The organism is Blastococcus sp. SYSU DS0828 (assembly GCF_054050975.1).
On sequence record NZ_JBJHAK010000041.1, the window covers coordinates 1 to 21,644 of the forward strand.

22 protein-coding genes and 1 pseudogene are annotated in these 21,644 nt (G+C 75.0%); 18 read left to right on the forward strand and 5 right to left on the reverse strand.

Going from position 1 to position 21,644, the window contains the following annotated elements:
• The first annotated feature begins 860 nt into the window (after positions 1 to 860).
• Both ACI79Q_RS20325 and ACI79Q_RS20330 read left to right on the forward strand, forming a co-directional pair.
• On the forward strand, positions 861 to 1,862 hold the full coding sequence (locus tag ACI79Q_RS20325) for a DUF3048 domain-containing protein (protein WP_456615265.1): 1,002 nt from the start codon (positions 861 to 863) through the stop codon (positions 1,860 to 1,862).
• 244 nt (positions 1,863 to 2,106) lie between these two features.
• Positions 2,107 to 3,057 (forward strand): 2-hydroxyacid dehydrogenase, encoded by a 951-nt coding sequence (locus ACI79Q_RS20330; RefSeq protein WP_456615266.1) that lies wholly within the window; start codon positions 2,107 to 2,109, stop codon positions 3,055 to 3,057.
• 114 nt (positions 3,058 to 3,171) lie between these two features.
• Here the strand turns inward: ACI79Q_RS20330 and ACI79Q_RS20335 are convergent, their stop codons facing one another.
• Together ACI79Q_RS20335 and ACI79Q_RS20340 are read right to left on the reverse strand one after the other, a co-directional pair.
• Positions 3,172 to 3,687, reverse strand: a complete 516-nt coding sequence (locus ACI79Q_RS20335) for a zinc-binding dehydrogenase (protein ID WP_456615267.1) — start codon at positions 3,685 to 3,687, stop codon at positions 3,172 to 3,174.
• Between the two features lie 166 nt (positions 3,688 to 3,853).
• Positions 3,854 to 4,213: pseudogene (locus ACI79Q_RS20340) on the reverse strand (alcohol dehydrogenase catalytic domain-containing protein); the annotation flags it as partial.
• Between the two features lie 655 nt (positions 4,214 to 4,868).
• Between ACI79Q_RS20340 and ACI79Q_RS20345 the strand changes: the two are divergent.
• The 6 genes from ACI79Q_RS20345 (at position 4,869) to ACI79Q_RS20370 (ending at position 9,399) form a co-directional block, all read left to right on the forward strand.
• Entirely contained in the window at positions 4,869 to 5,378 is a 510-nt protein-coding gene (locus tag ACI79Q_RS20345) for a DUF4253 domain-containing protein (protein WP_456615268.1), read from the forward strand.
• A gap of 121 nt (positions 5,379 to 5,499) precedes the next feature.
• The gene (locus ACI79Q_RS20350) at positions 5,500 to 6,177 is read left to right on the forward strand and encodes a helix-turn-helix domain-containing protein (RefSeq protein ID WP_456615269.1); all 678 of its coding nucleotides are present in this window, start codon (positions 5,500 to 5,502) and stop codon (positions 6,175 to 6,177) included.
• Positions 6,174 to 6,914 carry a hypothetical protein gene (locus ACI79Q_RS20355; protein ID WP_456615270.1) on the forward strand — a complete coding sequence of 247 codons (741 nt, stop codon included), beginning with the start codon at positions 6,174 to 6,176 and terminating at the stop codon, positions 6,912 to 6,914. Before ACI79Q_RS20350 ends, ACI79Q_RS20355 begins: the two co-directional genes overlap by 4 nt.
• A gap of 57 nt (positions 6,915 to 6,971) precedes the next feature.
• Positions 6,972 to 7,208: a FitA-like ribbon-helix-helix domain-containing protein gene (locus ACI79Q_RS20360; protein ID WP_456615271.1), complete on the forward strand. Its 237-nt coding sequence runs from the start codon at positions 6,972 to 6,974 to the stop codon at positions 7,206 to 7,208.
• On the forward strand, positions 7,205 to 7,600 hold the full coding sequence (locus ACI79Q_RS20365) for a type II toxin-antitoxin system VapC family toxin (RefSeq protein ID WP_456615272.1): 396 nt from the start codon (positions 7,205 to 7,207) through the stop codon (positions 7,598 to 7,600). The genes ACI79Q_RS20360 and ACI79Q_RS20365 overlap by 4 nt, the downstream gene beginning before the upstream one ends.
• A gap of 113 nt (positions 7,601 to 7,713) precedes the next feature.
• Positions 7,714 to 9,399: a CocE/NonD family hydrolase gene (locus tag ACI79Q_RS20370; RefSeq protein ID WP_456615273.1), complete on the forward strand. Its 1,686-nt coding sequence runs from the start codon at positions 7,714 to 7,716 to the stop codon at positions 9,397 to 9,399.
• Here ACI79Q_RS20370 and ACI79Q_RS20375 read toward each other — a convergent pair.
• Positions 9,380 to 10,651, reverse strand: coding sequence for an ADP-ribosylglycohydrolase family protein (locus tag ACI79Q_RS20375; RefSeq protein ID WP_456615283.1), 1,272 nt, complete (start codon positions 10,649 to 10,651; stop codon positions 9,380 to 9,382). The two genes, ACI79Q_RS20370 and ACI79Q_RS20375, sit on opposite strands and share 20 nt — an antisense overlap.
• Positions 10,652 to 10,846: 195 nt before the next feature.
• Between ACI79Q_RS20375 and ACI79Q_RS20380 the strand changes: the two genes are divergently transcribed.
• From ACI79Q_RS20380 to ACI79Q_RS20410, 7 genes are all read left to right on the forward strand, one after another.
• Positions 10,847 to 11,014 (forward strand): hypothetical protein, encoded by a 168-nt coding sequence (locus ACI79Q_RS20380; RefSeq protein WP_456615274.1) that lies wholly within the window; start codon positions 10,847 to 10,849, stop codon positions 11,012 to 11,014.
• Positions 11,015 to 11,199: 185 nt separating this feature from the next.
• Positions 11,200 to 11,997 (forward strand): helix-turn-helix domain-containing protein, encoded by a 798-nt coding sequence (locus ACI79Q_RS20385; RefSeq protein ID WP_456615275.1) that lies wholly within the window; start codon positions 11,200 to 11,202, stop codon positions 11,995 to 11,997.
• A 125-nt stretch (positions 11,998 to 12,122) separates the two neighbouring features.
• Complete coding sequence (locus ACI79Q_RS20390; RefSeq protein WP_456615276.1) at positions 12,123 to 13,145, forward strand: iron-siderophore ABC transporter substrate-binding protein; 1,023 nt, start codon at positions 12,123 to 12,125, stop codon at positions 13,143 to 13,145.
• Positions 13,142 to 14,191 (forward strand): FecCD family ABC transporter permease, encoded by a 1,050-nt coding sequence (locus ACI79Q_RS20395; protein WP_456615277.1) that lies wholly within the window; start codon positions 13,142 to 13,144, stop codon positions 14,189 to 14,191. The genes ACI79Q_RS20390 and ACI79Q_RS20395 overlap by 4 nt, the downstream gene beginning before the upstream one ends.
• Positions 14,188 to 15,240: a FecCD family ABC transporter permease gene (locus ACI79Q_RS20400; protein ID WP_456615278.1), complete on the forward strand. Its 1,053-nt coding sequence runs from the start codon at positions 14,188 to 14,190 to the stop codon at positions 15,238 to 15,240. The genes ACI79Q_RS20395 and ACI79Q_RS20400 overlap by 4 nt, the downstream gene beginning before the upstream one ends.
• Entirely contained in the window at positions 15,237 to 16,067 is an 831-nt protein-coding gene (locus ACI79Q_RS20405; protein WP_456588533.1) for an ABC transporter ATP-binding protein, read from the forward strand. Before ACI79Q_RS20400 ends, ACI79Q_RS20405 begins: the two co-directional genes overlap by 4 nt.
• A gap of 61 nt (positions 16,068 to 16,128) precedes the next feature.
• Entirely contained in the window at positions 16,129 to 16,590 is a 462-nt protein-coding gene (locus ACI79Q_RS20410; RefSeq protein ID WP_456588534.1) for an NUDIX domain-containing protein, read from the forward strand.
• A 12-nt stretch (positions 16,591 to 16,602) separates the two neighbouring features.
• Here the strand turns inward: ACI79Q_RS20410 and ACI79Q_RS20415 are convergent, their stop codons facing one another.
• On the reverse strand, positions 16,603 to 17,829 hold the full coding sequence (locus ACI79Q_RS20415; RefSeq protein WP_456615279.1) for a transglycosylase domain-containing protein: 1,227 nt from the start codon (positions 17,827 to 17,829) through the stop codon (positions 16,603 to 16,605).
• A gap of 174 nt (positions 17,830 to 18,003) precedes the next feature.
• Between ACI79Q_RS20415 and ACI79Q_RS20420 the strand changes: the two genes are divergently transcribed.
• Entirely contained in the window at positions 18,004 to 19,017 is a 1,014-nt protein-coding gene (locus ACI79Q_RS20420; protein WP_456615280.1) for a diguanylate cyclase, read from the forward strand.
• Between the two features lie 98 nt (positions 19,018 to 19,115).
• On the opposite strand, the gene ACI79Q_RS20425 is transcribed toward ACI79Q_RS20420, so the two are convergent.
• Positions 19,116 to 20,015: an SMP-30/gluconolactonase/LRE family protein gene (locus ACI79Q_RS20425; RefSeq protein WP_456615281.1), complete on the reverse strand. Its 900-nt coding sequence runs from the start codon at positions 20,013 to 20,015 to the stop codon at positions 19,116 to 19,118.
• A 123-nt stretch (positions 20,016 to 20,138) separates the two neighbouring features.
• Here ACI79Q_RS20425 and ACI79Q_RS20430 point away from each other — a divergent pair, with 123 nt between their 5' ends.
• A complete protein-coding gene (locus ACI79Q_RS20430; RefSeq protein ID WP_456615282.1) occupies positions 20,139 to 21,062 on the forward strand; it encodes a Rieske 2Fe-2S domain-containing protein in 924 nt (307 codons plus the stop codon).
• Positions 21,059 to 21,541, forward strand: coding sequence for a hemerythrin domain-containing protein (locus tag ACI79Q_RS20435; protein ID WP_456588539.1), 483 nt, complete (start codon positions 21,059 to 21,061; stop codon positions 21,539 to 21,541). Before ACI79Q_RS20430 ends, ACI79Q_RS20435 begins: the two co-directional genes overlap by 4 nt.
• Positions 21,542 to 21,644: the final 103 nt, after the last annotated feature.

Sequence of the window (21,644 nt, forward strand, 5' to 3'; positions counted from 1 at the left end):
CCGTCGCCCGATCGGGTGGCACTGCGGCGGATGTCTGGGCGGGCGGCCGGTTGCTGTCGGTGGCGCCTGTCATGGTCCGCCCTGCCGTCACGGGGAAGGCGCGGACCAGGGAGTGGCATGGGCGGATTCGTCGGTGTGCAGGCGGGGCGGGTGTGCCCCGGGTGCGGGCGGGAAGACTCGACTCCGGTGGTCTACGGGTTGCCGGGGTCCGACCTCTTCGAGGAGGCGGACAACGGCCGAGTCGCGCTCGGTGGCTGCGTGGTCTGAGACGAGCAGCCGGCGTTCGTCTGCCGGAGCTGCGACCTCGAGTGGGGGAACGAGTCTGACCCCACCGCCGACGAGGCGGAGCTCGCAGGGCTGCTCGACGTCGGCTTCCGCGACCTCGTCCGGGCACTCGGCGCCGGCTGGCGGCGGGAGAGTCCGGCGGACGGGGCGGACGGCGTGCGATGGTTCGTCAGCCAGGTAGCCGAGGACATCGCCTCCCGGCGGCGCCGGTCGTTCCGGTGGTGTCGCACCTGCCGCCGGGCCACCGCACCCGAGTCGTTCGTCGCCAGCGAGGGCTCGTGCGAGCGGTGCGTCTCCGCCTCCCCGACCGGGCGTAGTAGCTCGGGCGCTCCCGCGGGGTCGTAGGTCCGGCCGACCGTGCCGATAGACAAGAGGCAGGACGTCCCCGAGTCAGGAAGCTCACCGTGCCCAGGTCGACCGCACCACGGTCCCGCTCCCGGTCGACGACCGGCCGCGGGTCTCCGAAGCGCTCCCGGCCCACGAAGGGCTCGGGTAGGCGTCCCGGGCCGACGAAGCGGAGGACGGCGAAGAACCGCCCGCGCTCTCGCCGCGCGGGCCGGCTCGTCCTGCTCGCGGTGCTGGTGGTCGCCGGCGTCGTCGTGTGGCCGGCGGTCAAGCCGCACGTCGCAGCCTTGCCCTTCCTCGACACGGTGCTCGCCGGCACGTCGCCGTCCGGGCCTACCTGGCCGCTGACCGGCGTGCCGGCCGACGCGGTCCCCGACCGCCCGGCGCTCGCCGTGAAGATCGAGAACTCCGCCGCCGCCCGCCCGCAGACCGGGATCAACGCCGCGGACATGGTCTGGGAGCAGGTCGTCGAGGGCGGCATCACCCGGTTCGTCGCCGTCTACCACTCCACCCTTCCGCCCGAGATCGGCCCGGTGCGGTCGATCCGGCCGATGGACCCCGCGATCGCCGCACCGCTCGGCGGGCTGCTCGCCTTCTCCGGCGGCGTGCCGCCCTACATCGCCGCCGGCGAGGACGCCGGGCTGCAGGTGCTCCGGCAGGACTCCGGCGCCGACGGCTTCTTCCGGACGACGGCCCGCTCGGCCCCGCACAACGTCCACGCGGTGCCGCAGACCCTCCTCGACCAGGCCGACGCCGACCACCGCACCTCGCCTGGAGCACAGTTCGAGCACCCGGAGACGGGGGAGCAGTCCACCGCCGTCGCCGCGGGGCAGCCGACGGCCACGCTCGACCTCGAGCTGTCGGGGATCAGCAACCCCCGGTGGGCTTGGAGCGCCGCGGACGGCCGCTGGCTCCGGGCTGAGGGGAGCACCCCGGCGGTCGAGGCGGGCGGCGCGCGGATCGGTGCCGCCAACGTCGTCGTCCTGCGCGTCGACGTCGTCCAGACCGAAGCCCGCGACCCGGCCGGCAACCCCGTGCCGGAGACGGTCCTGACCGGCAGCGGGCAGGCCCTCGTCGCCTCCGGCGGTCACACGACCGAGGCGACCTGGTCCAAGCCTGCCATCGGGGACCGGGTGCAGCTGACCGACCCCGACGGCGACCCCGTGACCCTGACGCCCGGAAGCACCTGGGTCGAGCTGGTCCCCAACTCCGGCGCGGTCGCCACTGGCTGAGCGGACAGCCAGCGATCGGGGGAGTACGACGGCGCGACCGGTTGCCGGGCGACCCTGCAGCGTCTCCGCGCGGACGGCTCCGCAGGCGCCCGTCGGCCGCCGCGATGTAGTAGACCGACCCTGTGCCTCCCACAGCTGCCGACGACGCGACCGACGCACCCGAGGTGGAGGTCCCCACGGGGATCCGCCGGGTCCAGCCCTTCCGCGGCGGCCGCTGATGGGCCACGTCTATCTCAGCCGCCGCTTGACGCCTGCCGCCATGGCCGCGGCCGGCGATCTCGGTGTGCCGCTGGTGGTGCATGACGACCCCGACGGTCCGCCCTCGCGCGAGCAGCTGTTGTCCGCGGTGCGGGGTGCCTCCGCGCTCATCACCCTGCTGACCGACCGGGTGGACGGCGAGGTCCTCGACGCAGCGGGACCCGGCCTGCGGATCGTCGCGAACGTCGCGGTCGGCTATGACAACGTCGAGGTCGCCGCGGCCCACGCCCGCGGCGTGGTGGTCACCAACACCCCGGGGGTCCTCGACGAGGCGAGCGCGGACTGCGCGTTCGCGCTCGTCCTCGCCACGTCGCGGCGGATCGTCGAGGCCGACCGGTTCATGCGCACGGGCGCCGACTGGATCTGGGGTCCGCAGTCGTTCGTCGGGCTCGATGTCAGTGGTGGAGCCACCCTGGGCATCGTCGGCCTCGGCCGGATCGGCATGGCCGTGGCGCGACGCGCCGCGGCCTTCGGCATGCGGATCCTCGCCACGGGCAGCCGCGCGTCGAGCGACGAGGCGGCGGCGTACGGCGTCGAGCCCGCCGACCTGTACCGCGTGCTCTCCGAGAGCGACGTGGTGTCGCTGCACTGCCCGCTCACGCCGGCCACCCGCCACCTGATCGACGCGGAAAAGCTGGCGATCATGAAGCCGACCGCCATCCTCGTCAACACCGCCCGCGGGCCCGTCGTGGACGAGGCCGCCCTCGTCCGCGCACTGGAGAGCGGCGTCATCGCCGCGGCCGGTCTCGACGTCTACGAGAACGAGCCGCAGGTGCACCCGGGGCTCCGCTCGCTGGAGAACGTGGTGCTCCTGCCGCACATCGCCAGTGCCGGGCTGGCGACCCGCGACGCCATGGGCAGGCTCGCCGTCGACAACGTCCGCGCGGTGCTGGCCGGGGAGGAGCCGCGCACGCCCGTCGCCGGGGCGGGTGGGTGACGTGCGGCCCGGGACGGCGTCGCCGTAGGGGCAGGGCGGCGGTGGGCATGGACGTGCCCGTGCACGTGCAAGAGCGCCCCCCGGGCGGCGGGCGTCGTCGCCCTCGGCCGGCGGTCAGTCCCCGGGGACGACGACGGCGCGGCCGCGGATCGTGCCCTCGTGCAGCCTCCGGTAGGCCTCCGGCGCCTGGTCGAGCGTGAACCGCTCCACCTCGACGTAGATCGCCCCGGCCCGTGCCAGGTCGAGCACCTCCATCAGCTCCGACCGCCTGCCCCAGTACGGCGCCCGCACCGAGGCACCCATCGGCGTCGAGAAGAAGCCGGTCGGCAGCAGCCCGCCGCCGATCCCGACGATCTGGATGACGCCGTCCAGCGCGACCGATTTCCGGGCGATCTCCAGGGTCGGCGGCGCCCCGACCATGTCGAACACGACCTGGGCGCCCACCCCGCGGGTCAGCTTCCGGATCTCCGCGACCGCCGACTCGTCCGACGGCAGCGCGCGGTGGGCTCCCACTTCGCGCGCGAGCTCCAGCTTCTGCTCGCTGATGTCCAGCGCGATCACGGTGGCGCCGGTGATCGCCCGCAGGATCCGGATGCCCACGTGCCCGAGCCCGCCCGCCCCGATCACCACGGCGGTGCTCCCCGGCCGGCAGCGCTGGGAGGCTGGAGACGATCGCGTGGTACGGCGTCAGCCCGGCGTCGGTCAGCGACACGGTGGCCACCGGGTCCAGGTCGCCGAGCGGCACCAGGTGCCGGACGTCGTCCACGATCATGTACTCGGCCAGCGCGCCGGGGGAGCCCAGCCCCGGCGGCTGGATGCCCAGCTCCGCCGCCCGCGGGCAGTAGTTCTCCGCACCACGCGCGCAGGCGTGGCACAGCCCGCAACCCCACGGCCCGTAGACGGCGACCGGCTCGCCCACCTGGACGCCCGTGGCGCCCTCGCCCAGCGCGTCGACGACGCCCGCGCCCTCGTGCCCGAGGGTGAGCGGCAGCCCGTAGATGTACTGCTCGGCCGGCAGGCTCATGACGAACGCATCGGAGTGGCACAGCCCCGCGGCGGTGACCCGCAGCCGCACCTGGCCGGGGCCCGGCTCCGGAGTGGGGACGTCGACCACCTCGGGCTCGCTGCCGATGGTCCGGTACTGCACCGCGCGCATGCTGCTCCTCCGTTGCCGGGACGACGTCCCCTCGGACGCTAGGGCCTCGCCATGGCGGACGGCAGGCCGACAGGTCCCGCCCGGTCAGAGGCGGAAGCCCCTACGCGGGACCGAGGGGTGCGGTGGATCTTCGGGTCGCCAGCAGCGGGTGTGGATGGGCGGATCGTGTCCACGCATCTTGCCGAGACCTCTAGCTCTGGCGGGCGCTGCGCCAGGGTCGGGACATGTCCCGTTCTCGGCGGCGCCTGCCCCTTTCGTTGCTCGACTCGGCGTCGTTCGACGCGCGCATCTCGGTCCCGATGCTTGCGGACGTCGGCGTCCCGTCCTCGCCGCATCCCCAGCTCCCCGCAGCCGGCCGGCTCCGGCTGGGCGACGTCGACCTGGGCCCCGGCCGCCCCGCCGTCGCGAGGAACCTCATCCCCGAGGCAGGGCCGGTGCAGGCGCCGGCGCTCTGGCTGACCGACCGTGGAACCTCCGACGTAGCGGCCACCTGGCGGCGGCTGGTCGACCTCTTCCCCGAGACTGGTCTGTGGCCGCTGGCGCTGACATCGCTCGGCGGTGATGCCCCGGACCGTCCCTGGGACTCGGGAGAGCTGAAGCCGGTTCCGCTGGCGCAGGTCGATGCGCTCCACCCGGAGACGGTGCTGGCCGAGGGGTGGGCGGACAGTCTCGTCCCCATGGGTGCCGATCCGTACGTCGAGCACCTGCGTCCGTTCGGCGCCGAGTTCCCCGGGCTGTCGGCGCCGCTGCGTCGTGCGGATCCTTCCGCTTCGGTGCTGGGGGACGCGATCGCCCGGGGAGATCGGGGCGGATCGGCCTGGCGCCGTGTCGTCGTCCCAGCGACGCGATCGCCTCGATCGGCTGGCACGGGGCGATCAACAGCAGGAGTGCGGCCGAGGTCTCCGCCGTCCTCCGTAGCTGGGAGAAGCGCTTCGGGGTCGTCCAAGCGGGACTCGGGTTCGCCACGCTCACCCTGCTGGTGCCGTACCCGCCGGCGGACGAGTCGGAGGCGCTGCCGATCGCCGCGGAGGTGGCTGCACTGTGCCCTGATGTGCTGTCCGAGGACGGCCCTGTGGACGGCTTCGGCTACGCATCGGGGGGCACGGTCGCGGGCCTGGCGCGGCTCCTCGTGGACCGCCCGGTCTGGAAGCTGTGGTGGGACTGAACGGGGACGTCGGGTGTGGTCAGAACCGTCGTGGTCTCCCGCATGTCGCGGAAGGTGACAGCCGAACTGTCGGCACAATAGGTCGTGTAACACCCCCATTTGTGCCAGTGAAGGGATCGGCATGCTGACCGTCGACCAGGCCGCCGAGCGTCTCGGTGTCGAACCGGAGCAGGTCCGCCGGCTGATCCGCGCCGGAAAGCTGGCGGCCCACCGGGTGGGCCGCACACTCGTGCTCGACGAGGACGCCGTCGAGGGTCGGGCCCGCCTGCCGATCACGGCCGGACGTGCCCTCGCCCCGCGAACCGTGTGGGCCGCGCTCTGGCAGCTCTCCGGGGAGGATGTCGACTGGCTGCCGCCCGCCGACCGCTCCCGGCTGCTCGCCCGGCTGCGCGGCTACGACCCCGAGCAGCTGGTCGCCGCAGCCCGGGACCGGGCGGAGCGCCACGAGCTGCGCGTCCTGCCCGCCTACCGGGAACGGCTGCTCGACGCCGACGGCGTCGTCCCCTCCGGACTGACTGTGGCGGCCGCTGTTGGCGCCGACATCGTCGCTGCCGAGGCCGCGGCCGAGGTGTACTGCACCGAAGCCACGCTCGACGAGCTGCGCCGCGAGCTCGGCCTTTCCGAAAGAGGAGAGGCCAACCTGGTCGTGCGCGTGCCCCGCTACGAGGTGAGCCTCACCGGCCGCACCCACATGCCGGTCGCGGTCGTCGCCGTCGACCTCGCCGAGTCGCCCGACGTGCGCACCCGGCGAGCCGGACTCGACCTGCTCGCCGCCGCACTGGGCGACCTCAGCCGGTGACCGCAGCGGAGGCGCGGGTCCAGCTGCCGGCGCTGGCCGGTCCGCTGGACACCCTCTGGGACCTCATCCTCGACCTCGCCGAGCAGCTGCCGCCGACCGGCTGGGTGCTCGTCGGCGGCCAGATGGTCATGCTGCACGGGCTGGTCGCCGGGCGGGTGGCCACGCGGGCCAGTCAGGACGTCGACGTCCTCGCCGACCTGCTCACCGACGACGCCGGACTGGTGCGCTGCGTCCGTGCAGTGCGGGATCTGGACCTCGAACCGCAGCCGGACTCGGCCGGCAGGGTCTACCGCTTCGTCCGGGCCCGGGACCAGGCCCGCGCCGACGTCCTGGCCCCTGACCACACGCCCCCGCGGCGGCGGCTGCGCACGGTCGGTGGGGACACCATCCGCATCGAGGGCGGCACCCAGGCCCTGCGGCGGGCCATGCCCGTGTACGTGACCAAGGGCGAGCGGACGGCGCCGGTCCCGGTGCCGGACCTGCTCGGTGCCCTGGTGCTCAAGGCCGCCGCCTGGGCCACCGACGCCCGCGATGCGGAACGGCATAGCGGGGACGCCGCCTTCCTGGCCGGCCTGATCGCTGATCCGCTCGCCGAGCGGAACCGGTTCGCCGGCAGCGACCGCAAGCGGCTGCAGCGGCTCGACCAGGTGCTCGGGAATCCGGACGCCACCGAATGGCGCCGGCTCGGCGACGCCGCCGACGACGGCTACGCCACCTGGCGCCTCCTGGCGAGCTGAGCTCGGGTCACCGCTTGGTCACCGCCATAGTGATGCTTCTGCAGCTAATGTGCATGCATGCCCGTCTCCGTGACGATCCGAGGCGTCCCCGATGACGCCAGGGATGAGCTCGCGGCGCGCGCGGCCCGAGCCGGTCAGTCGCTGCAGGAGTACCTGCGTGCAGAACTGGTGGCGCTCGCGCGGCGCCCCAGCCCGGACGCCCTGTGGGACCGCGTTCAACACCGCGTGCTCACCACCGCCAGCCGTTTGTCCGGTGACGCGATCCTCGAACTGCGCGACGCCGACCGCCGGTGACCGTCGTGGTCGACGCGTCCGTCCTCGCTGCCGCGCTGATCGATGGGGGCCCGGACGGCTCCTGGGCGCGCGCCGGGCTGCGCGGCGAGGACCTCGCAGCGCCGGCGCACGTGTACGTCGAGGTGTCGAACGTGCTCCGGCGCGCCGTCCTCGCCGGCCGGCTCGGTGCGGACGTCGGCGCGCTCGCCCACCGTGACCTCGTCGAGCTACCGCTGACGTGTTTCCCGTTCGAGCCGCTGGCCGACCGCGTGTGGGAACTGCACGCCGGGGTCACCGCGTACGACGCCGCCTACGTCGCGCTGGCCGAGGCGCTCGACGCGCCGCTGTGGACCCTCGACCGGCGTCTCGCCGCCGCGTCCGGGCCGCGGTGCACCTTCCAACTGCCGCCGTGAGAGAACTGTGTGGACCTGAGCGGCTGCCCTTCCTCGACCGGCTGACCGCGCATCTCGTGGGCCGAGCCCGCGGCTAGGGTCCCGGATCGCCGCCCACCGAACTGGAGGCTCTCGTGCCCTGGACCGACCGCACGCTCCCCACGCCGCTCCCACGGCCGGCCCGTATGGCCGCCGCAGCGCTGAGCCAGCGGTGGCAGCTGCCCCCGGCCACCCACGAGGTGCGGGTGCTGCGCGGCGTCGACGTCCCGATGCGCGACGGCACCACCCTGCGGGCCGACGTCTACCTGCCGGCGTCGGCCGGCCCGCACCCGACCGTCATGCTCCGCTCGCCCTACGGCCGCGGCCTCGGGTTCGCCTTCGCGATGACGGTGCCGTACGCCGAGCGCGGCTACGCGGTGGTGGTGCAGAGCGTGCGCGGCACCTTCGGCTCCGGCGGCGAGTTCAGCCCCGTCGTCAACGAGGAGCACGACGGGCGGGACACCGTCGCCTGGCTGCGCGAGCAGCCCTGGTTCGACGGCCGGCTCGCCACCCTCGGCCCCAGCTACCTCGGCTACACCCAGTGGGCCCTGGCGCTTGACCCGCCGCCCGAGCTCGAGGCGATGGTGCTGCACATCGGCCCGCACGACCTCGCCCAGGCCGGCATGGTCGACGGCGCCTTCCAGCTCACCAACCTCGCCATCTGGACCGAGCTCGTCGCCCACCAGGAGCGGGTCAGCTTCCTGCGCGGGCTGTACCGGCTGATGACGGCCGAGCGGCGGCTGGCCCCGCACCTCGGCGAGCTCCCGCTGCAGGGCCTGGCCGAGCGGTTCGGTGGCGCTCCGGCCCCGTGGTTCGACGAGTGGCTCGCCCACCCCGACCTCGCCGACTCCTACTGGGACCGCTACCGCGCCACCCCGGCCGTCCACTCGAGCACCGTCCCGACCCTGCTCATCGGCGGCTGGCAGGACTGGTTCGTCGAGCAGACGCTGTACCAGTACGCCGTCCTGCGCGACCGCGGCGTCGACGTCGGCCTCACCCTCGGCCCGTGGGCGCACCTCACCATCGACGCCGCCGTCACGACGCCGGAGAGCCTCGCCTGGCTCGCCACCCACCTGCCCGTCGACGGCGCAGCGCCCGTTCCGCAGCGGCCGGGCCGCGTCCGGGTGCACGTCACCGGCGCCCGCACCTGGCGGACCATGCCCGACTGGCCGCCGGCCACCACGGACCGCGCCTGGTACCTCGCCCCGGGCGGGCGGCTGGACGACGACGTGCCGACTGGAACCCACGAGCCCACCACCTTCACCTACGACCCGATGGACCCCACTCCGTCGGTCGGCGGGCGGGTGCTCGCCGCCAGCGCCGGCCAGCGGGACAACCGGGAGCTCGAGGCGCGCGACGACGTCCGCACCTTCACCACCGCGCCGCTGCGCCAGCCGGTGGAGCTGCTCGGCGGTGCGCGCGTCCGGCTGTTCCACGAGTCCGACAACCCGTACGCCGACGTCTTCCTGCGGCTGTGCGACGTCGGCCCGGACGGCGCGTCGATCAACGTCACCGACCGGCTGGTCCGGCTGGACCCCGCGCCCGGCGAGCAGCCGGTGGCGGGGGAGCGGGTCGTGGAGACGACGCTGCCCGATGTCGCGCACCGCTTCCGCGCCGGGCACCGCATCCGGCTGCAGGTCTCCGGCGGCGCCCACCCGCGCTACGCCCGCAACCTCGGCACGGGCGAGCCGCCCGGCGAGGGCACCCGTGGGGTGCCGGTGACGCACCGCATCTGCCATGGCGGCGCGGCACCGTCGTCGATCACCCTGCCGATGGGCTGACCCGCTCAGTGGCGAGGCGCTGCAGCGCGGCGGTGAAGCTCTCGTTCCACAGCCCCAGGTGCGGCCAGCGCTCGGCGACGTGCGCCGTCGCCTCTTCGACCGACATCCCCTTCTCCCGCACCAGCCAGCCGCGCAGCACCAGCCCGGTTCGCGACGCCCCGCCGTGGCAGTGCACGAGCAGCCGGTGCCCCTCGGCGTGCAGCGCCGCCATGTCGTCGAGGACGTCGGCCAGCACGGCGTCGAGCCCGGGGTTGTGCTCGGTGTCGGCGAGGTGGGCGACCCGGTGCACCGGGTGGCCGAACGGCTCGCCCAGCTTGCAGAGCGAGATGACGGCGAAGTCCCGCTCGCTGAACCGGGCGCCGTCGAGGTTCCCCGCCCAGATGCCCGGCAGCACCTCCGCCGGGCCGATCCGCGGGATCACGCCCGGGTCGTTGGGCACCCACGGCTTGCCGTCCAGCAGCGTCGCCAGCTCCTGCAGGTCGGCCAGCCCCACCCGGTCACCGGTCCCGGGCGCCCGGCCGTGCACCGCCGACGCCCAGCGCATCGGGATGCCGCCCATGCCGAACACCGCGCCGGCCAGCGCCCCGGCGACGCACGCCACCGTGCCGGTGTCCCCGCCCAGGTCGAGGCCCAGCCGCAGCACCTCGGCGAAGGACCGCCCGCGCCGCAGCGCCCACACCGCCGCACCGAGCACCGGCTCCGCCGCGCCGTCCGGCCCGCCGGCCTGGTCCGGTGTCCAGTCCGGCGCCAGCACGGCCGCCCACCGCTGCTCGTCGGCCACCAGCGACAGCGCGGCGGGGACCGCCGCCAGCGGGTCGCCGCCGTCCAGTGTCACCCGCAGCAGCTCGGCGAAGACCACGGACCCCTCACCGTCCGCCGGGTCGCCGTGCGCCAGCACCGCGATCCGCCGCGCGGCGTCCGCGGAGGCCGCCGCCCCGGACCGCGCGCCCCAGATCGCCGCGGGTACCGCCGGCGCCAGCGAGCCGTCGCCGGCCGCAGCCAGGTCGGCTGCGTCCAGGCCGCCGCGCGCCAGCAGCGACCGGCCGACCAGCAGCGCCCGCTGCGTGCGGTCGGTGACCTCGCCCGGCGCGCGGTCGTCCGGGCCGTCGCACATCTCCGTCCGCGAGCCCCGCGCCGGCTCCGGGAAGCGGGCCGAGAACTGCCCCGGCGGGCCGCCGGCGAACGGCGCCCCGAGCGCGTCACCGACCGCCGTGCCGACGAGCGCGCCCATGACGCGGTGGCTGCGGTGCATGGACGGCACGGGCACTCCTCGGGACGGCGGAACCGGTCCCCAGCATCTCCCGTGGAGTCGCGCACGGGCCGGGCCGGGCGCCCGTTCGTCACAGTCGTCCCGGACGCAACAGCCGACCTGGGCTTTTCCCGCGGCTGCCCTGGCGAGCCCGTTTTCCTCCGTACGCTGGGCGAAACCTCCACGGAAGGACGGCGCGTGACCAAGCACCTGCTCGACGAGACGGCCGAGTTCAAGATGCCCCGCATCGGTCGGCACGCGGCCCCGGAGACGGGCGAGCTCGAGATCACCCAGCGGCTGGAGCCCGCCGCCGCGCCGCGCCCGGTGGGCCGGCCCCGGCCGGACGAGGGCATCCGCGAGCGCTGAGCCGCCCGCCCGCAGCGCTACCACCCGTGCCCGGACGGCGACGCCGCCGTCCGGGCACGGGGACGGCGACCGGCGCCCGCTCGGCGGCTTCTGCGACGATGCGCGTCACGCAGGAGCGCTGAGATCCCGGGAGCCGTGCACGTGATCGTCGACCAGCCCGCCGCCCCGGCCGGGGGCGCGAGCCGATGACCGCCACCGGGCTCGCGCCGCGCGCCGTCGAGCGGATCAGTCTCCCGGTCTACGAGGCCGGGTCGGTCGACGTCCCGTTCGTCGCTCTCGGCTGGTCGGAGGCGCTCTCCTCCGACACCTGGTGGGAGGAGCACTCGCACCCGACGCACGAGCTGCTCTGGAACAGCCGGGGCGCGTCGTCGGTGACCGTCGACTCCCGGCTGTGGACCATCACCCCCGCGCACGGGCTCTGGCTGCCCGCGGGCACCCGCCACACCGGCTGGGCGCCCGCCGGCACCTGGATGCGCGCCGTGCACTTCTGCGTCGACGACGCACCCCGGCTGGCCGACCAGCCCGTCGCCGTGGAGATCACCCCGCTGCTGCGGCTGCTGCTCGACCGGCTCGACGCCCCCGACCTCGACGCCGGCTCCCGCGCCACGACCGAGGCGATGGTGCTCGACGTCCTCCGCCCCGCACCGCGGGAGCTGCTGCTGCGCGTGCCGTCGTCCAGGCTGCTCGCGCCCATCGTCGACACGTTGCGCACCGACCCCGCCGACGACACCACCCTCGCCGGCTGGGCCGCCCGCCTGGGCGTCAGCACCCGCACCATCACCCGCGCCTTCCGCAGCGAGACGGGGCTCGGCTTCGGCCAGTGGGTCGCCGCCGCCCGCGCGCAGCACGCCATCACGATGCTGGCCCACGGCGCGGAGATCGAGCAGATCGCCGGCCGCGTCGGCTTCCGGTCGGTGAGCGCGTTCGGCGCCGCCTTCCGCCGCGTCACCGGCATGAGCCCCGGGCGGTTCCGCGCCCAGTAGGTGTCCGATTCGCGACATCGGGTGTCCTGATCGAGGGATTGTCTCCGGCCGGACGGTCACTCAGACTTCGGTTAGGCAATCCTTAGTTGATCACCGCGCCGCCGTGGCGCGCCCGGAAGGACACCATGACCCGCGCATCCCACCTGGCAGCCGCCTCCGCGGCCGCTCTGCTCACCGTCGGGCTCGCCGCCTGCTCCTCGTCGGAGGCGGGGGAGACCACCGGGTCCGCGGGGGAGTTCACGCCGATCACCATCGAGCACGCCCTCGGCACCACCACGATCCCGGAGAAGCCCGAGCGGATCGCCACGGTCCAGTGGGCCAACCACGAGGTGCCGCTGGCCCTCGGCGTCGTGCCGGTCGGCATGGCCGCCGCCAACTTCGGTGACGACGACGGGAACGGCCTGCTGCCCTGGGTCGAGGAGCGGCTCGAGGAGCTCGACGCCGAGACCCCGGTGCTGTTCGACGAGACCGACGGCATCGACTTCGAGGCCGTGGCCGACACGAACCCCGACGTCATCCTCGCCGGTTACTCCGGCCTCACGCAGGAGGACTACGACACCCTCAGCGAGATCGCGCCGGTCGTCGCCTACCCCGCGGCGCCCTGGGCGACCCCGTGGCAGGACATGATCGAGGTCAACGCCGCCGGCATGGGCATGGCCGCCGACGGCGAGGAGCTCATCGCCGACCTCGAGCAGCAGATCTCCGACGCCGTCGCCGAGCACCCCGAGCTCGAGGGCACGGCCACCATGTTCATGACCCACGTGGACACCACCGACCTCAGCGAGGTCAGCTTCTACACGCCGCACGACACCCGAGCCGCCTTCTTCGAGGACCTCGGCCTCGCCACCCCCGAGAGCATCGCCGCGGCCTCCACCGACCCGGACAAGTACTCCGGCTCGATCAGCGCCGAGCAGATCGACACCCTCGACGACGTCGAGCTGATCGTCACCTACGGCGACCAGGCGCTGGTCGACGCGCTGGAGGCCGACCCGCTGCTGTCGCAGATGCCCGCCGTCCGCAACGGCGCGATCGTGCTGCTGCCGAACACCCCCCTCGGCACGGCCGCCAACCCGACCCCGCTGGCCATCCCGTGGGTGCTCGAGGACTACGTCGGCATGCTCGCCGAGGCCGCCGCCAAGGCCCCGTGACCTCGGTCGACACCCCGCCGGCCCCGGACGCCGCCGCCCTCCCGCGGCGGCGTCCGGGGCCGGTCCGGCTGCTCTGGCTGCTGGTCGTCCTCGCCGTCCTCGTCGCGCTGATGGGCGCCTCGGTGGCGATCGGCTCCCGCGGCGTCGGCTGGGCCGACATCGTCGCCGCCCTCGGCGGCTCCTCGGAGACCATCGCCGAGGCCGCCGTCACCAAGCGGATCCCGCGCACCGTTCTCGCGGTCGTCGTCGGCGCGGCGCTCGGCCTCTCCGGCGCGGTCATGCAGGGCGTCACCCGCAACCCGCTCGCCGACCCCGGCGTCCTGGGCATCAACATGGGCGCCTCGCTCGCGGTCGTCGTCGGGCTCGCCTGGTTCGGCCTGTTCTCCGAGACCGCGATCGTGTGGACGGCGATCGCCGGCGCCGCGGTCGCGGCCGTCTTCGTCTACGCCGTCGGGTCCCTGGGGCGCGGCGGGCCCACCCCGCTCAAGCTCGCCCTGGCCGGGGCGGCCACCGCCGCCGCGCTCACCTCGTTCGTCACCGCCATCGCGCTGCCGCGCGGCGACATCGCCGAGAGCGTCCAGTCGTGGGAGATCGGCGGCGTCGGCGGCGCCACCTTCGACCGCATCGGCACCGTGCTGCCCTTTCTCCTCGTGGGCCTGGCGATCAGCCTGCTGTCGGCCCGCAGCCTCAACTCCCTGGCGCTGGGCGACGACCTCGCCGCCGGCCTCGGCGAGCGGGTCGCGCTCGCCCGGGGCGTCGCGGCGCTGGGCTCGGTGCTGCTCTGCGGCGCCGCCACCGCCGTCGCCGGGCCGATCGCCTTCGTCGGGCTCGTCGTCCCGCACCTGTGCCGGCTGCTGGTCGGCATCGACCACCGGTGGCTGCTGCCGTTCTCCGCCCTCACCGGCGCGGCCCTGCTCACCGCGGCGGACGTCCTCGGCCGGGTCGTCGCCCGGCCTGAGGAGCTCGACGTCGGCATCCTCACTGCGCTCGTCGGCGCCCCGTTCTTCATCTGGATCGTGCGCCGGCAGAAGGTGAGCGAGCTGTGACCGCCGTCGTCACCGCCCGGCCGGCCACCGTCGACGCCGTCGCCGCCGGCCGGGTGCGCCGCTCCGCCCGCCGGCGCACCGTCATCGCGGTCCTCGCCGGGCTGGTGGTCGTCACCTTCGTCGCCACGCTGATGGTCGGGCGGACCTTCTACCCGCCCGGGGACGTGCTCCGCGTCGTGCTCGGCCAGGAGGTGCCGGGGGCGTCGTTCACCGTCGGCCGGCTGCGGCTGCCGCGCGCGGTCCTCGCGGTCGTGGCCGGGCTCAGCTTCGGCCTGGCCGGGGTCACCTTCCAGACGATGCTGCGCAACCCGCTGGCCAGCCCCGACGTCATCGGCATCACCTCCGGGGCCAGCGCCGCCGCCGCCTTCGGGATCGTGGTCCTCGGGTGGAGCGGCACCGCGGTCTCCGCGCTGGCGATCGTCGCCGCGCTGGGCGTCGCGCTGGCCATCTACGGGCTGGCCTTCAAGGACGGCGTCGTGGGCACCCGGCTGATCCTCATCGGCATCGGTGTCGCCGCCATGTCGCGGAGCATCACCTCCTGGGTCCTCTCGGAGGCCGGGGCGTGGGACTTCGCCGAGGCGCTGCGCTGGCTGACCGGCAGCCTCAACGGCACCACCTGGGCGGCGACCCTGCCGGCGCTGGTCGCCCTCGCCGTGCTCGGCCCGGTGCTGCTGACCCGGTCGCGGGAGCTCTCCGCGCTGCAGCTCGGTGACGACACCGCCTCCGCGCTGGGCGTCCGGGTCGACCGCACCCGCGTCGTGGTGATCGTCGCCGCGGTCGGCCTGCTCGCCTTCGCCACCGCCGCGTGCGGGCCGATCGCCTTCGTGTCGTTCCTCGCCGGCCCGATCGCCGCCCGCATCGTGGGGCCGCACGGCTCGCTGCTCGTCCCCGCGGCGCTGGTGGGGGCGCTGCTCGTGCTCGTCGCCGACCTCGTCGGCCAGTTCGCCCTCGGCACCCGCTTCCCGGTCGGCGTCGTCACCGGGGTGCTGGGCGCGCCCTACCTCATCTACCTGATCGTCCGCACCAACCGCACGGGAGGCGGCCTGTGACCCGCGACCGGAGGCTCGTCGCCGAGGGACTGACCCTCGGCTACACCGACGACGCCGTGATCGACTCGCTGGACCTGGCGATCCCGCCCGGCCGGATCACCGCCATCGTGGGCGCGAACGCGTGCGGGAAGTCCACGCTGCTGCGCTCGATGTCGCGGCTGCTCAGCCCACGCGGCGGGCAGGTGCTGCTCGACGGCAAGGCGGTGCACCGGATGCCGGCCAAGGAGCTGGCCCGCATCCTCGGCCTGCTGCCCCAGTCGCCGATCGCCCCCGAGGGCATCACCGTGGCCGATCTGGTGGGCCGCGGGCGGCACCCGCACCAGCGGCTGCTGTCCCGCTGGAGCCGGGAGGACGACGAGGCAGTCGCCGCGGCGCTGGAGGCCACCCAGACCGTCGAGCTCGCCGACCGGCCGGTGGACGAGCTGTCGGGTGGCCAGCGCCAGCGGGCGTGGATCGCGATGGCGCTCGCGCAGCGCACCGACGTCCTGCTGCTCGACGAGCCGACGACGTTCCTGGACGTGAGCCACCAGGTCGACGTCCTCGACCTGCTCACCGACCTCAACCGCGCCCGCGGCACGACGATCGTCATGGTGCTGCACGACCTCAACCTGGCCGCGCGCTACGCCGACCACCTGGTCGCCCTGGCCGGGGGCCGGGTGCACGCGGCCGGGACCGCGGAGGAGGTGCTCACCCCGGAGACGGTGCAGGCGGTGTTCGGGCTGCCCAGCCTGATCGTCACCGACCCGGTGTCCGGGAAGCCGCTGATGCTGCCCCGCGGCCGGCACCACGACCTCGCGGGCGCCGAGGTGCTGACCGCGCACGGGTAGCCGCCCGAGCCGTGTCCGGGCCCGGGGTCCGCGCACCCGGCCCGGATGCCAGGCTGAGCGGGTGCCTCCCGTCCGCAGCTCCGGCGTCCTCCTGTACCGCCGCACCGGCGAGGCGGTCGAGGTGCTGCTCGGTCACATGGGCGGGCCGTTCTGGGCGCGGAAGGACGACGGCGCCTGGTCGGTCCCCAAGGGGGAGCACGACCCGGCCGAGGACGCCGAGGCCGCCGCGCGCCGCGAGTTCGCCGAGGAGCTGGGCTGCCCGGTGCCGGCCGCGTCGCTGCAGCCGCTCGGCGAGGTGCGCGGCCGCAAGCTGCTCGCCGTCTGGGCCGGCGAGGGCGACCTCGACGCCGGGGCGATCACCAGCAACACCTTCGAGCTGGAGTGGCCGCCGCGGTCGGGCCGGGTGCAGGAGTTCCCTGAGATCGACCGCGCGGCCTGGTTCGACCTCGCCACCGCGCGGGTGAAGATCGTCCGCGGTCAGCTGCCCTTCCTCGACCGGCTGGGCGCGCACCTCGCCGGCTGACCGGCGGTCGGGTCAGCCGGTGCCCTCGGCGGCGATCAGGTCGGTGACCTCCTGCGGAGGCGTCGAGCAGTCGTCGGCCGACGGCTCCTGGTCCGAGGCCAGCCCCTCGATGCCGACGTCCTCGACCGGCTGGAAGCCGAGCCGCTCGAGGTGCGCGGGCACCCGGTTCTGGGCGTTCACCACGTGCGAGCGGGACAGCCAGCCCAGCCCGTCGTCCACCTGGAAGTCCATGCCGCCGCCGGGCGCCCGCTGCACGTGCCCGGGGGAGGGGAGCAGGCCGACCAGCTGCACGGCCTCCGCGGCGGACAGCTCCGCCGGCGGGGAGTCGAAGTAGTACCAGCCGGCCGCGCAGACGCCGTAGATCGTCGGCCCGAACTGGGCGTAGTTGACGTACAGCTCGAGCATCCGGCGGTCGTCGACGAACGCGGCCAGCTCGACGGCCAGGAGGGCCTCGACCCCCTTGCGCCAGGCGCTGAGCTCCTGGTTGAGGAACAGGTTCTTGGCCATCTGCTGCGGGATCGTGGAACCCGAGGGGTCGTCCTCTCCGGAGAGGTGGGCCGTCGCCCGGCTCCACAGCGCGTCCCACTCGAAGGCGCCCGAGCGGTAGGGGAGCTGCGCGTCCTCGTGCGCGATGACCGCGGCGAGGAAGTTCCGGGAGACGTGCTCGACCGGCACCGACTGCTGGATCGCGCCGTCGGGGTTGGCCAGCATGAAGGCCGTCGTGGGCGGGTCCACCCAGCGCAGCGAGAGCACCACCAGCGCCTGGACGACGCCGACCACGGCCAGCACGCGGACGACGCGACGGACCAGCCCCCGGCGACGCCGCGGAGGGCGGTCCCGGCGACCCCGGCGGCCGCGCGGCGGCGGGAGCGGACGCTCGGGCGCGGGCGGGAAGGGGCCCTCCGGCCGGGCCGTCGGGTAGGTACGCCGCGGCTCCTCCCCGGGCCACGGGCGCGGCGGCGGCCCGTACTGCGGCGGTCCGTACGGCGGCTGCCCGTAGGGAGGCTGCCCGTAGGGAGGCCGCTCGTAGGGAGGCTGCCCGTAGGGCGGCTGCCCGTACGGACGCTGCTCGTACCGCGGCGGGCCACCGGCCGGCGGCGGAGCGCCGTACCAGTCGTTGCCCACCGGCGGTGGACGGTCGAACCGGGGACGCCGGGCGGGCTCCGGCTGCGGCAGCGGCTCGGTGGGCCGGCGGCGGAGCCAGCGGGTGGTGCGGCGGTCCGGCGGGACGGGGGCCATGAGGCGGTGCTCCTCAGGTCGGCGTCGAACCGTCATCCTAGGGAGGTTTCCTGTGAGCCCCGTCGACGTCCGGCGTCCCGAGCCCCCGGAACGACCGGACGGGCGAGTCGGTGCGAGGCGGGTCACCCCTGGCGGGGCCTCAAGGTCGGGCGCGGAACGGCCGACGTTCTCCAGGTGAGCCGGTCAGGAGCGCCCGAGGTGGCGACGCTGCGCGTCATGGCGCAGACGCTGGCCATCTTCTACGGCTTCGGCGGCGCCGCCGGGTTGCTCATCGCATCCGGGGCCCAGCCGGGTGCCCTCCGCTCGGTCCTGCTCGCGCTCTCGCTCACCGCGCTGGCAGCGGCGGTCGTCGTCGCCCGGTGGGGCGCCCGGTGGCCGCGCAGGGTCTTCGACGTGGCGGTGGGTGCCGCGGACGTCCTCATCGCCACGGCCGTCGTGGCCAGCCCCGACCCGGTCACCGCGCTGGCCGCCGCCACGCTCATCAGCTTCGTCGTCGTCGACGCGCACCTGTTCTTCACCGGGCGCCAGGCGTGGGCGCACCAGGCGCTCGCGGTAGCCGCCGTCACCGCGTCCCTGCAGGTCTCCGGTGGCGTGCCGCTCACCACCGCGCTGGGCCTGGACGTCGTGCTCGTCGGCCTCGGCGTCGTCATCCGGCGGCTGGTCATCCGCGCCTCGGGCGCCAGCCGCGACCCCCTGACCGGTCTGCGCAACCGGCGCGGCTTCGACGAAGCGCTCGACGAGCTGCTGTCGGAGGCCGGCCGCACCCGCGAGCCGCTGTCGGCGGCGCTGCTCGACGTCGACCACTTCAAGTCGGTCAACGACACCTACGGCCACGAGGCCGGTGACCGCGTGCTGTGCCGGGTCGCCGACGTATGGCGGGCGCAGCTGCCGGCCGGGGCGGTGCTCGCCCGGCACGGGGGCGACGAGTTCTCGCTGCTGCTGCCCGGCGTCCGCGCCACGACGGCGCTCGCCCTCGTGCGGCGCATCTGCGTGCTGCACCCGGACATCTCGCTCTCCTGCGGGGTGGCCGGCTACTCGTTCGGCGAGAGCGCGTCCCAGCTCATGCGCAGTGCCGACCGCGCCCTCTACGACGCGAAGGTCCTCGGCCGCGGCCGGGCCGAGCTCTTCGAGGGCACCGGTCCGGCGGTCGACGGCGCGATCCGACGGGGCACGCCGCGGGCCTGGTGAGCCCCGGCACGGCGTCCTGGCTCACCTGCGGTGGTCCTGGCTCACTGTCGACGCTGAGCCAGGACCCCGAACGATCAGGTCACCTGATCAACATCGCGTCACGGCAGGCCGGCGTGCGGGACGGCGACCTCCGTCGACACCAGCACCGCCTCGCGCACCGGTGCCCGCGTGTGCTCGTAGAAGTCCGGTGCGCAGCACAGCAGCAGCGTGCGGCCGTCGTCCCCACCCAGCGCGCAGGCGTAGACGCCCATGCCGTCCGGTGCGGCGATCTCCTCGACGATCGCGCCACCGGCCGCCACCCGGACCACCCGGGAGTTCAGCCCGTCGGCGACCCAGACGTGTCCCTCGGCGTCGAGCGTGCACCCGTCGGGGGCGACCACCACCTGCCCGATGAGCTCCTCGACCGAGTCGCCCACCGGCAACGGGCCGAGCTCCGCCCACACCCGGCGGCCGCCCAGCGAGCCGTCGGCGGCGATGTCGAACGCCGTGAAGCGGTTGCCCCACGTCTCGCCGACGACCAGCGTGCCGCCGTCCGGGGTGATCACCGAGCCGTTCGGGAAGCGCAGGTCCTCGGCCACCACGGTCACCGTCCCGTCGGGGTCGACCCGCTTCACCGACGCAGGGGCGGGCGCGCCACCGCCCATGAGGTCGAAGCCGAAGTCGCCGACGAACGCCCGGCCGGCGGCGTCGACCACCATGTCGTTGAGGTGCCCGCCGCAGACCGCAGAGAGGTCGGCGTGCGTGGACACCTCGCCGTCGGCGACCCGGAGCAGCCGGTGGTCCTTCATCGACACCACGAGCAACGAGCCGTCGGGCAGCCAGCCCAGTCCCGAGGGCTGGTTCTCCACCTCGAGGACGACGTTCTCCCCGCCGCCGGGCGCGACCCGGCTGACCGTGCGCCGGTAGAAGTCCGAGACCCACCACTGCCCGTCGCGCCACCGCGGCCCCTCGAAGTAGGAACCGCCCTCCAGCACCGTCCGGAACTCTCGCGTCGCCATGGCACCGGACGCTACGACGCCGCGGCGCGGCGCACGAGCCGGTCCCGCGCTGTTTCACCGCTCCCCACCTGGGCAGATGCGAAGAATGCGTCGACGGAGAGTGCGCCGGTGATTGTGCGGGGGGTGTTCGAGCGGACCCTGCGGGCGGTCGAGCGCTGGGAGGTCCTCGACGCGCCCAGCTACCCGGTCGAGCACGGCATCTCGCTGACCTTCCTGCTCGCCGGGCGCTATGCCCGGCCGCTGCAGGACCTGCTGCACGGTGTCTGGCTCGGCCACCCGCTGCACCCCGCCCTGGTCACCGTGCCGATCGGGTCGTGGACGGCGGCCCTGGCCCTCGACGCCCTGGACGCCACGGGCCGCGGCGGGCCGGGCTCCGGGGCGGCGGCCCGCACCGCGGTGCGGGTCGGCGTCGCCGGCGCGGTGGCCGCGGCGGCCACCGGGCTGACCGACTGGCAGCACGCCCACGACCAGGCCCGCCGCGTCGGGCTGGTGCACGCCGGGCTGAACAGTGCCGCGCTCGCGCTCTACACCTGGTCGCTGGCCGATCGGGCCCGCGGCCGGGCCGCCCGCGCGCGCGTCACCGCCGCCGCGGGCTACGCGGTCACCGTCGCCAGCGGCTGGCTCGGTGGCGCGCTCTCCTACCGGCACGGGATGGGTACCGACCACGCCGTCCGCAGCTACGAACCGCGGCGCTTCACCGACGCCGCCGCCCTGGCCGACCTGCCCGAGGGCGAGCCGGTGCCGGTGGACGTCGACGGCATGCCCGTCGTCCTCGTCGCCACCGGGGGTGCCGTGCAGGCCGTCGGTGGCCGCTGCCCCCACCAGGGCGGGCCGCTCGGGGAGGGCTGGCTGCACCGCGGCGACCTGGTCTGCCCCTGGCACGGGTCGCGGTTCGACCTGGCCACCGGTGAGCCGGCCCAGGGCCCCTCCACCGCACCGCTGCCCTGCTTCGACACGCGGGTCCGCGAGGGCCGGGTCGAGGTGCGCCGTCGGGCCGACTGGCGCACGCCCACCGCGATCACCACCGTCCAGGAGGCATCCCGATGAAGGCCGACGAGGTCCTGACCGCCCACCACGACGTGCTGCGCGGGCTGCTGCGCGACCTGGCGGAGACGACCGGCGAGGAGACCGAGCGGCGGGAGGAGCTGCGCGGCCGGCTGCTGCGGGAGCTGGAGATCCACACCCAGATCGAGGACGAGCTGTTCTACCCGGCCGTCGTCGACGTCTCGCCGCTGCTCTCCCTCGCGCACGCCGAGCACCGGCAGATCGACGACCAGCTGGCCACCGTGATGCGCACGGCACCCGACGACCCGGAGTTCACCACCGAGGTGCGCATGCTGGAGAAGACGCTGCGCCACCACACGATGGAGGAGGAGCAGCGGATGTTCCCCCAGGCGCACGCCCTGGGCGAGGAGCGGCTCGAGCAGCTCGGCGAGCAGTTGCGCGCACGGCAGCGGGAGCTGGTGGAGTCCGGCGGCATGCGGCTGATCGTGCGGCTCAAGCGGGCGACGCTGCGCCTGGTGTGAACGCCCCGGGGGGGGGGGGGGGGGGGGGGGGGGGGGGGGGGGGGGGGGGGGGGGGGGGGGGGGGGGGGGGGGGGGGGGGGGGGGCGTATCATGCTCGCGCCAC

Bases quoted from the DNA above. Each gene is read 5' to 3' on its own strand.
- ACI79Q_RS20360 (WP_456615271.1), top strand. From the start codon at position 6,972: ATGCCCGTCTCCGTGACGATCCGAGGCGTCCCCGATGACGCCAGGGAT.
- ACI79Q_RS20375 (WP_456615283.1), bottom strand. From the start codon at position 10,651: ATGCACCGCAGCCACCGCGTCATGGGCGCGCTCGTCGGCACGGCGGTC.
- ACI79Q_RS20435 (WP_456588539.1), top strand. From the start codon at position 21,059: ATGAAGGCCGACGAGGTCCTGACCGCCCACCACGACGTGCTGCGCGGG.
- ACI79Q_RS20385 (WP_456615275.1), top strand. From the start codon at position 11,200: ATGACCGCCACCGGGCTCGCGCCGCGCGCCGTCGAGCGGATCAGTCTC.
- ACI79Q_RS20350 (WP_456615269.1), top strand. From the start codon at position 5,500: ATGCTGACCGTCGACCAGGCCGCCGAGCGTCTCGGTGTCGAACCGGAG.
- ACI79Q_RS20415 (WP_456615279.1), bottom strand. From the start codon at position 17,829: ATGGCCCCCGTCCCGCCGGACCGCCGCACCACCCGCTGGCTCCGCCGC.
- ACI79Q_RS20425 (WP_456615281.1), bottom strand. From the start codon at position 20,015: ATGGCGACGCGAGAGTTCCGGACGGTGCTGGAGGGCGGTTCCTACTTC.
- ACI79Q_RS20390 (WP_456615276.1), top strand. From the start codon at position 12,123: ATGACCCGCGCATCCCACCTGGCAGCCGCCTCCGCGGCCGCTCTGCTC.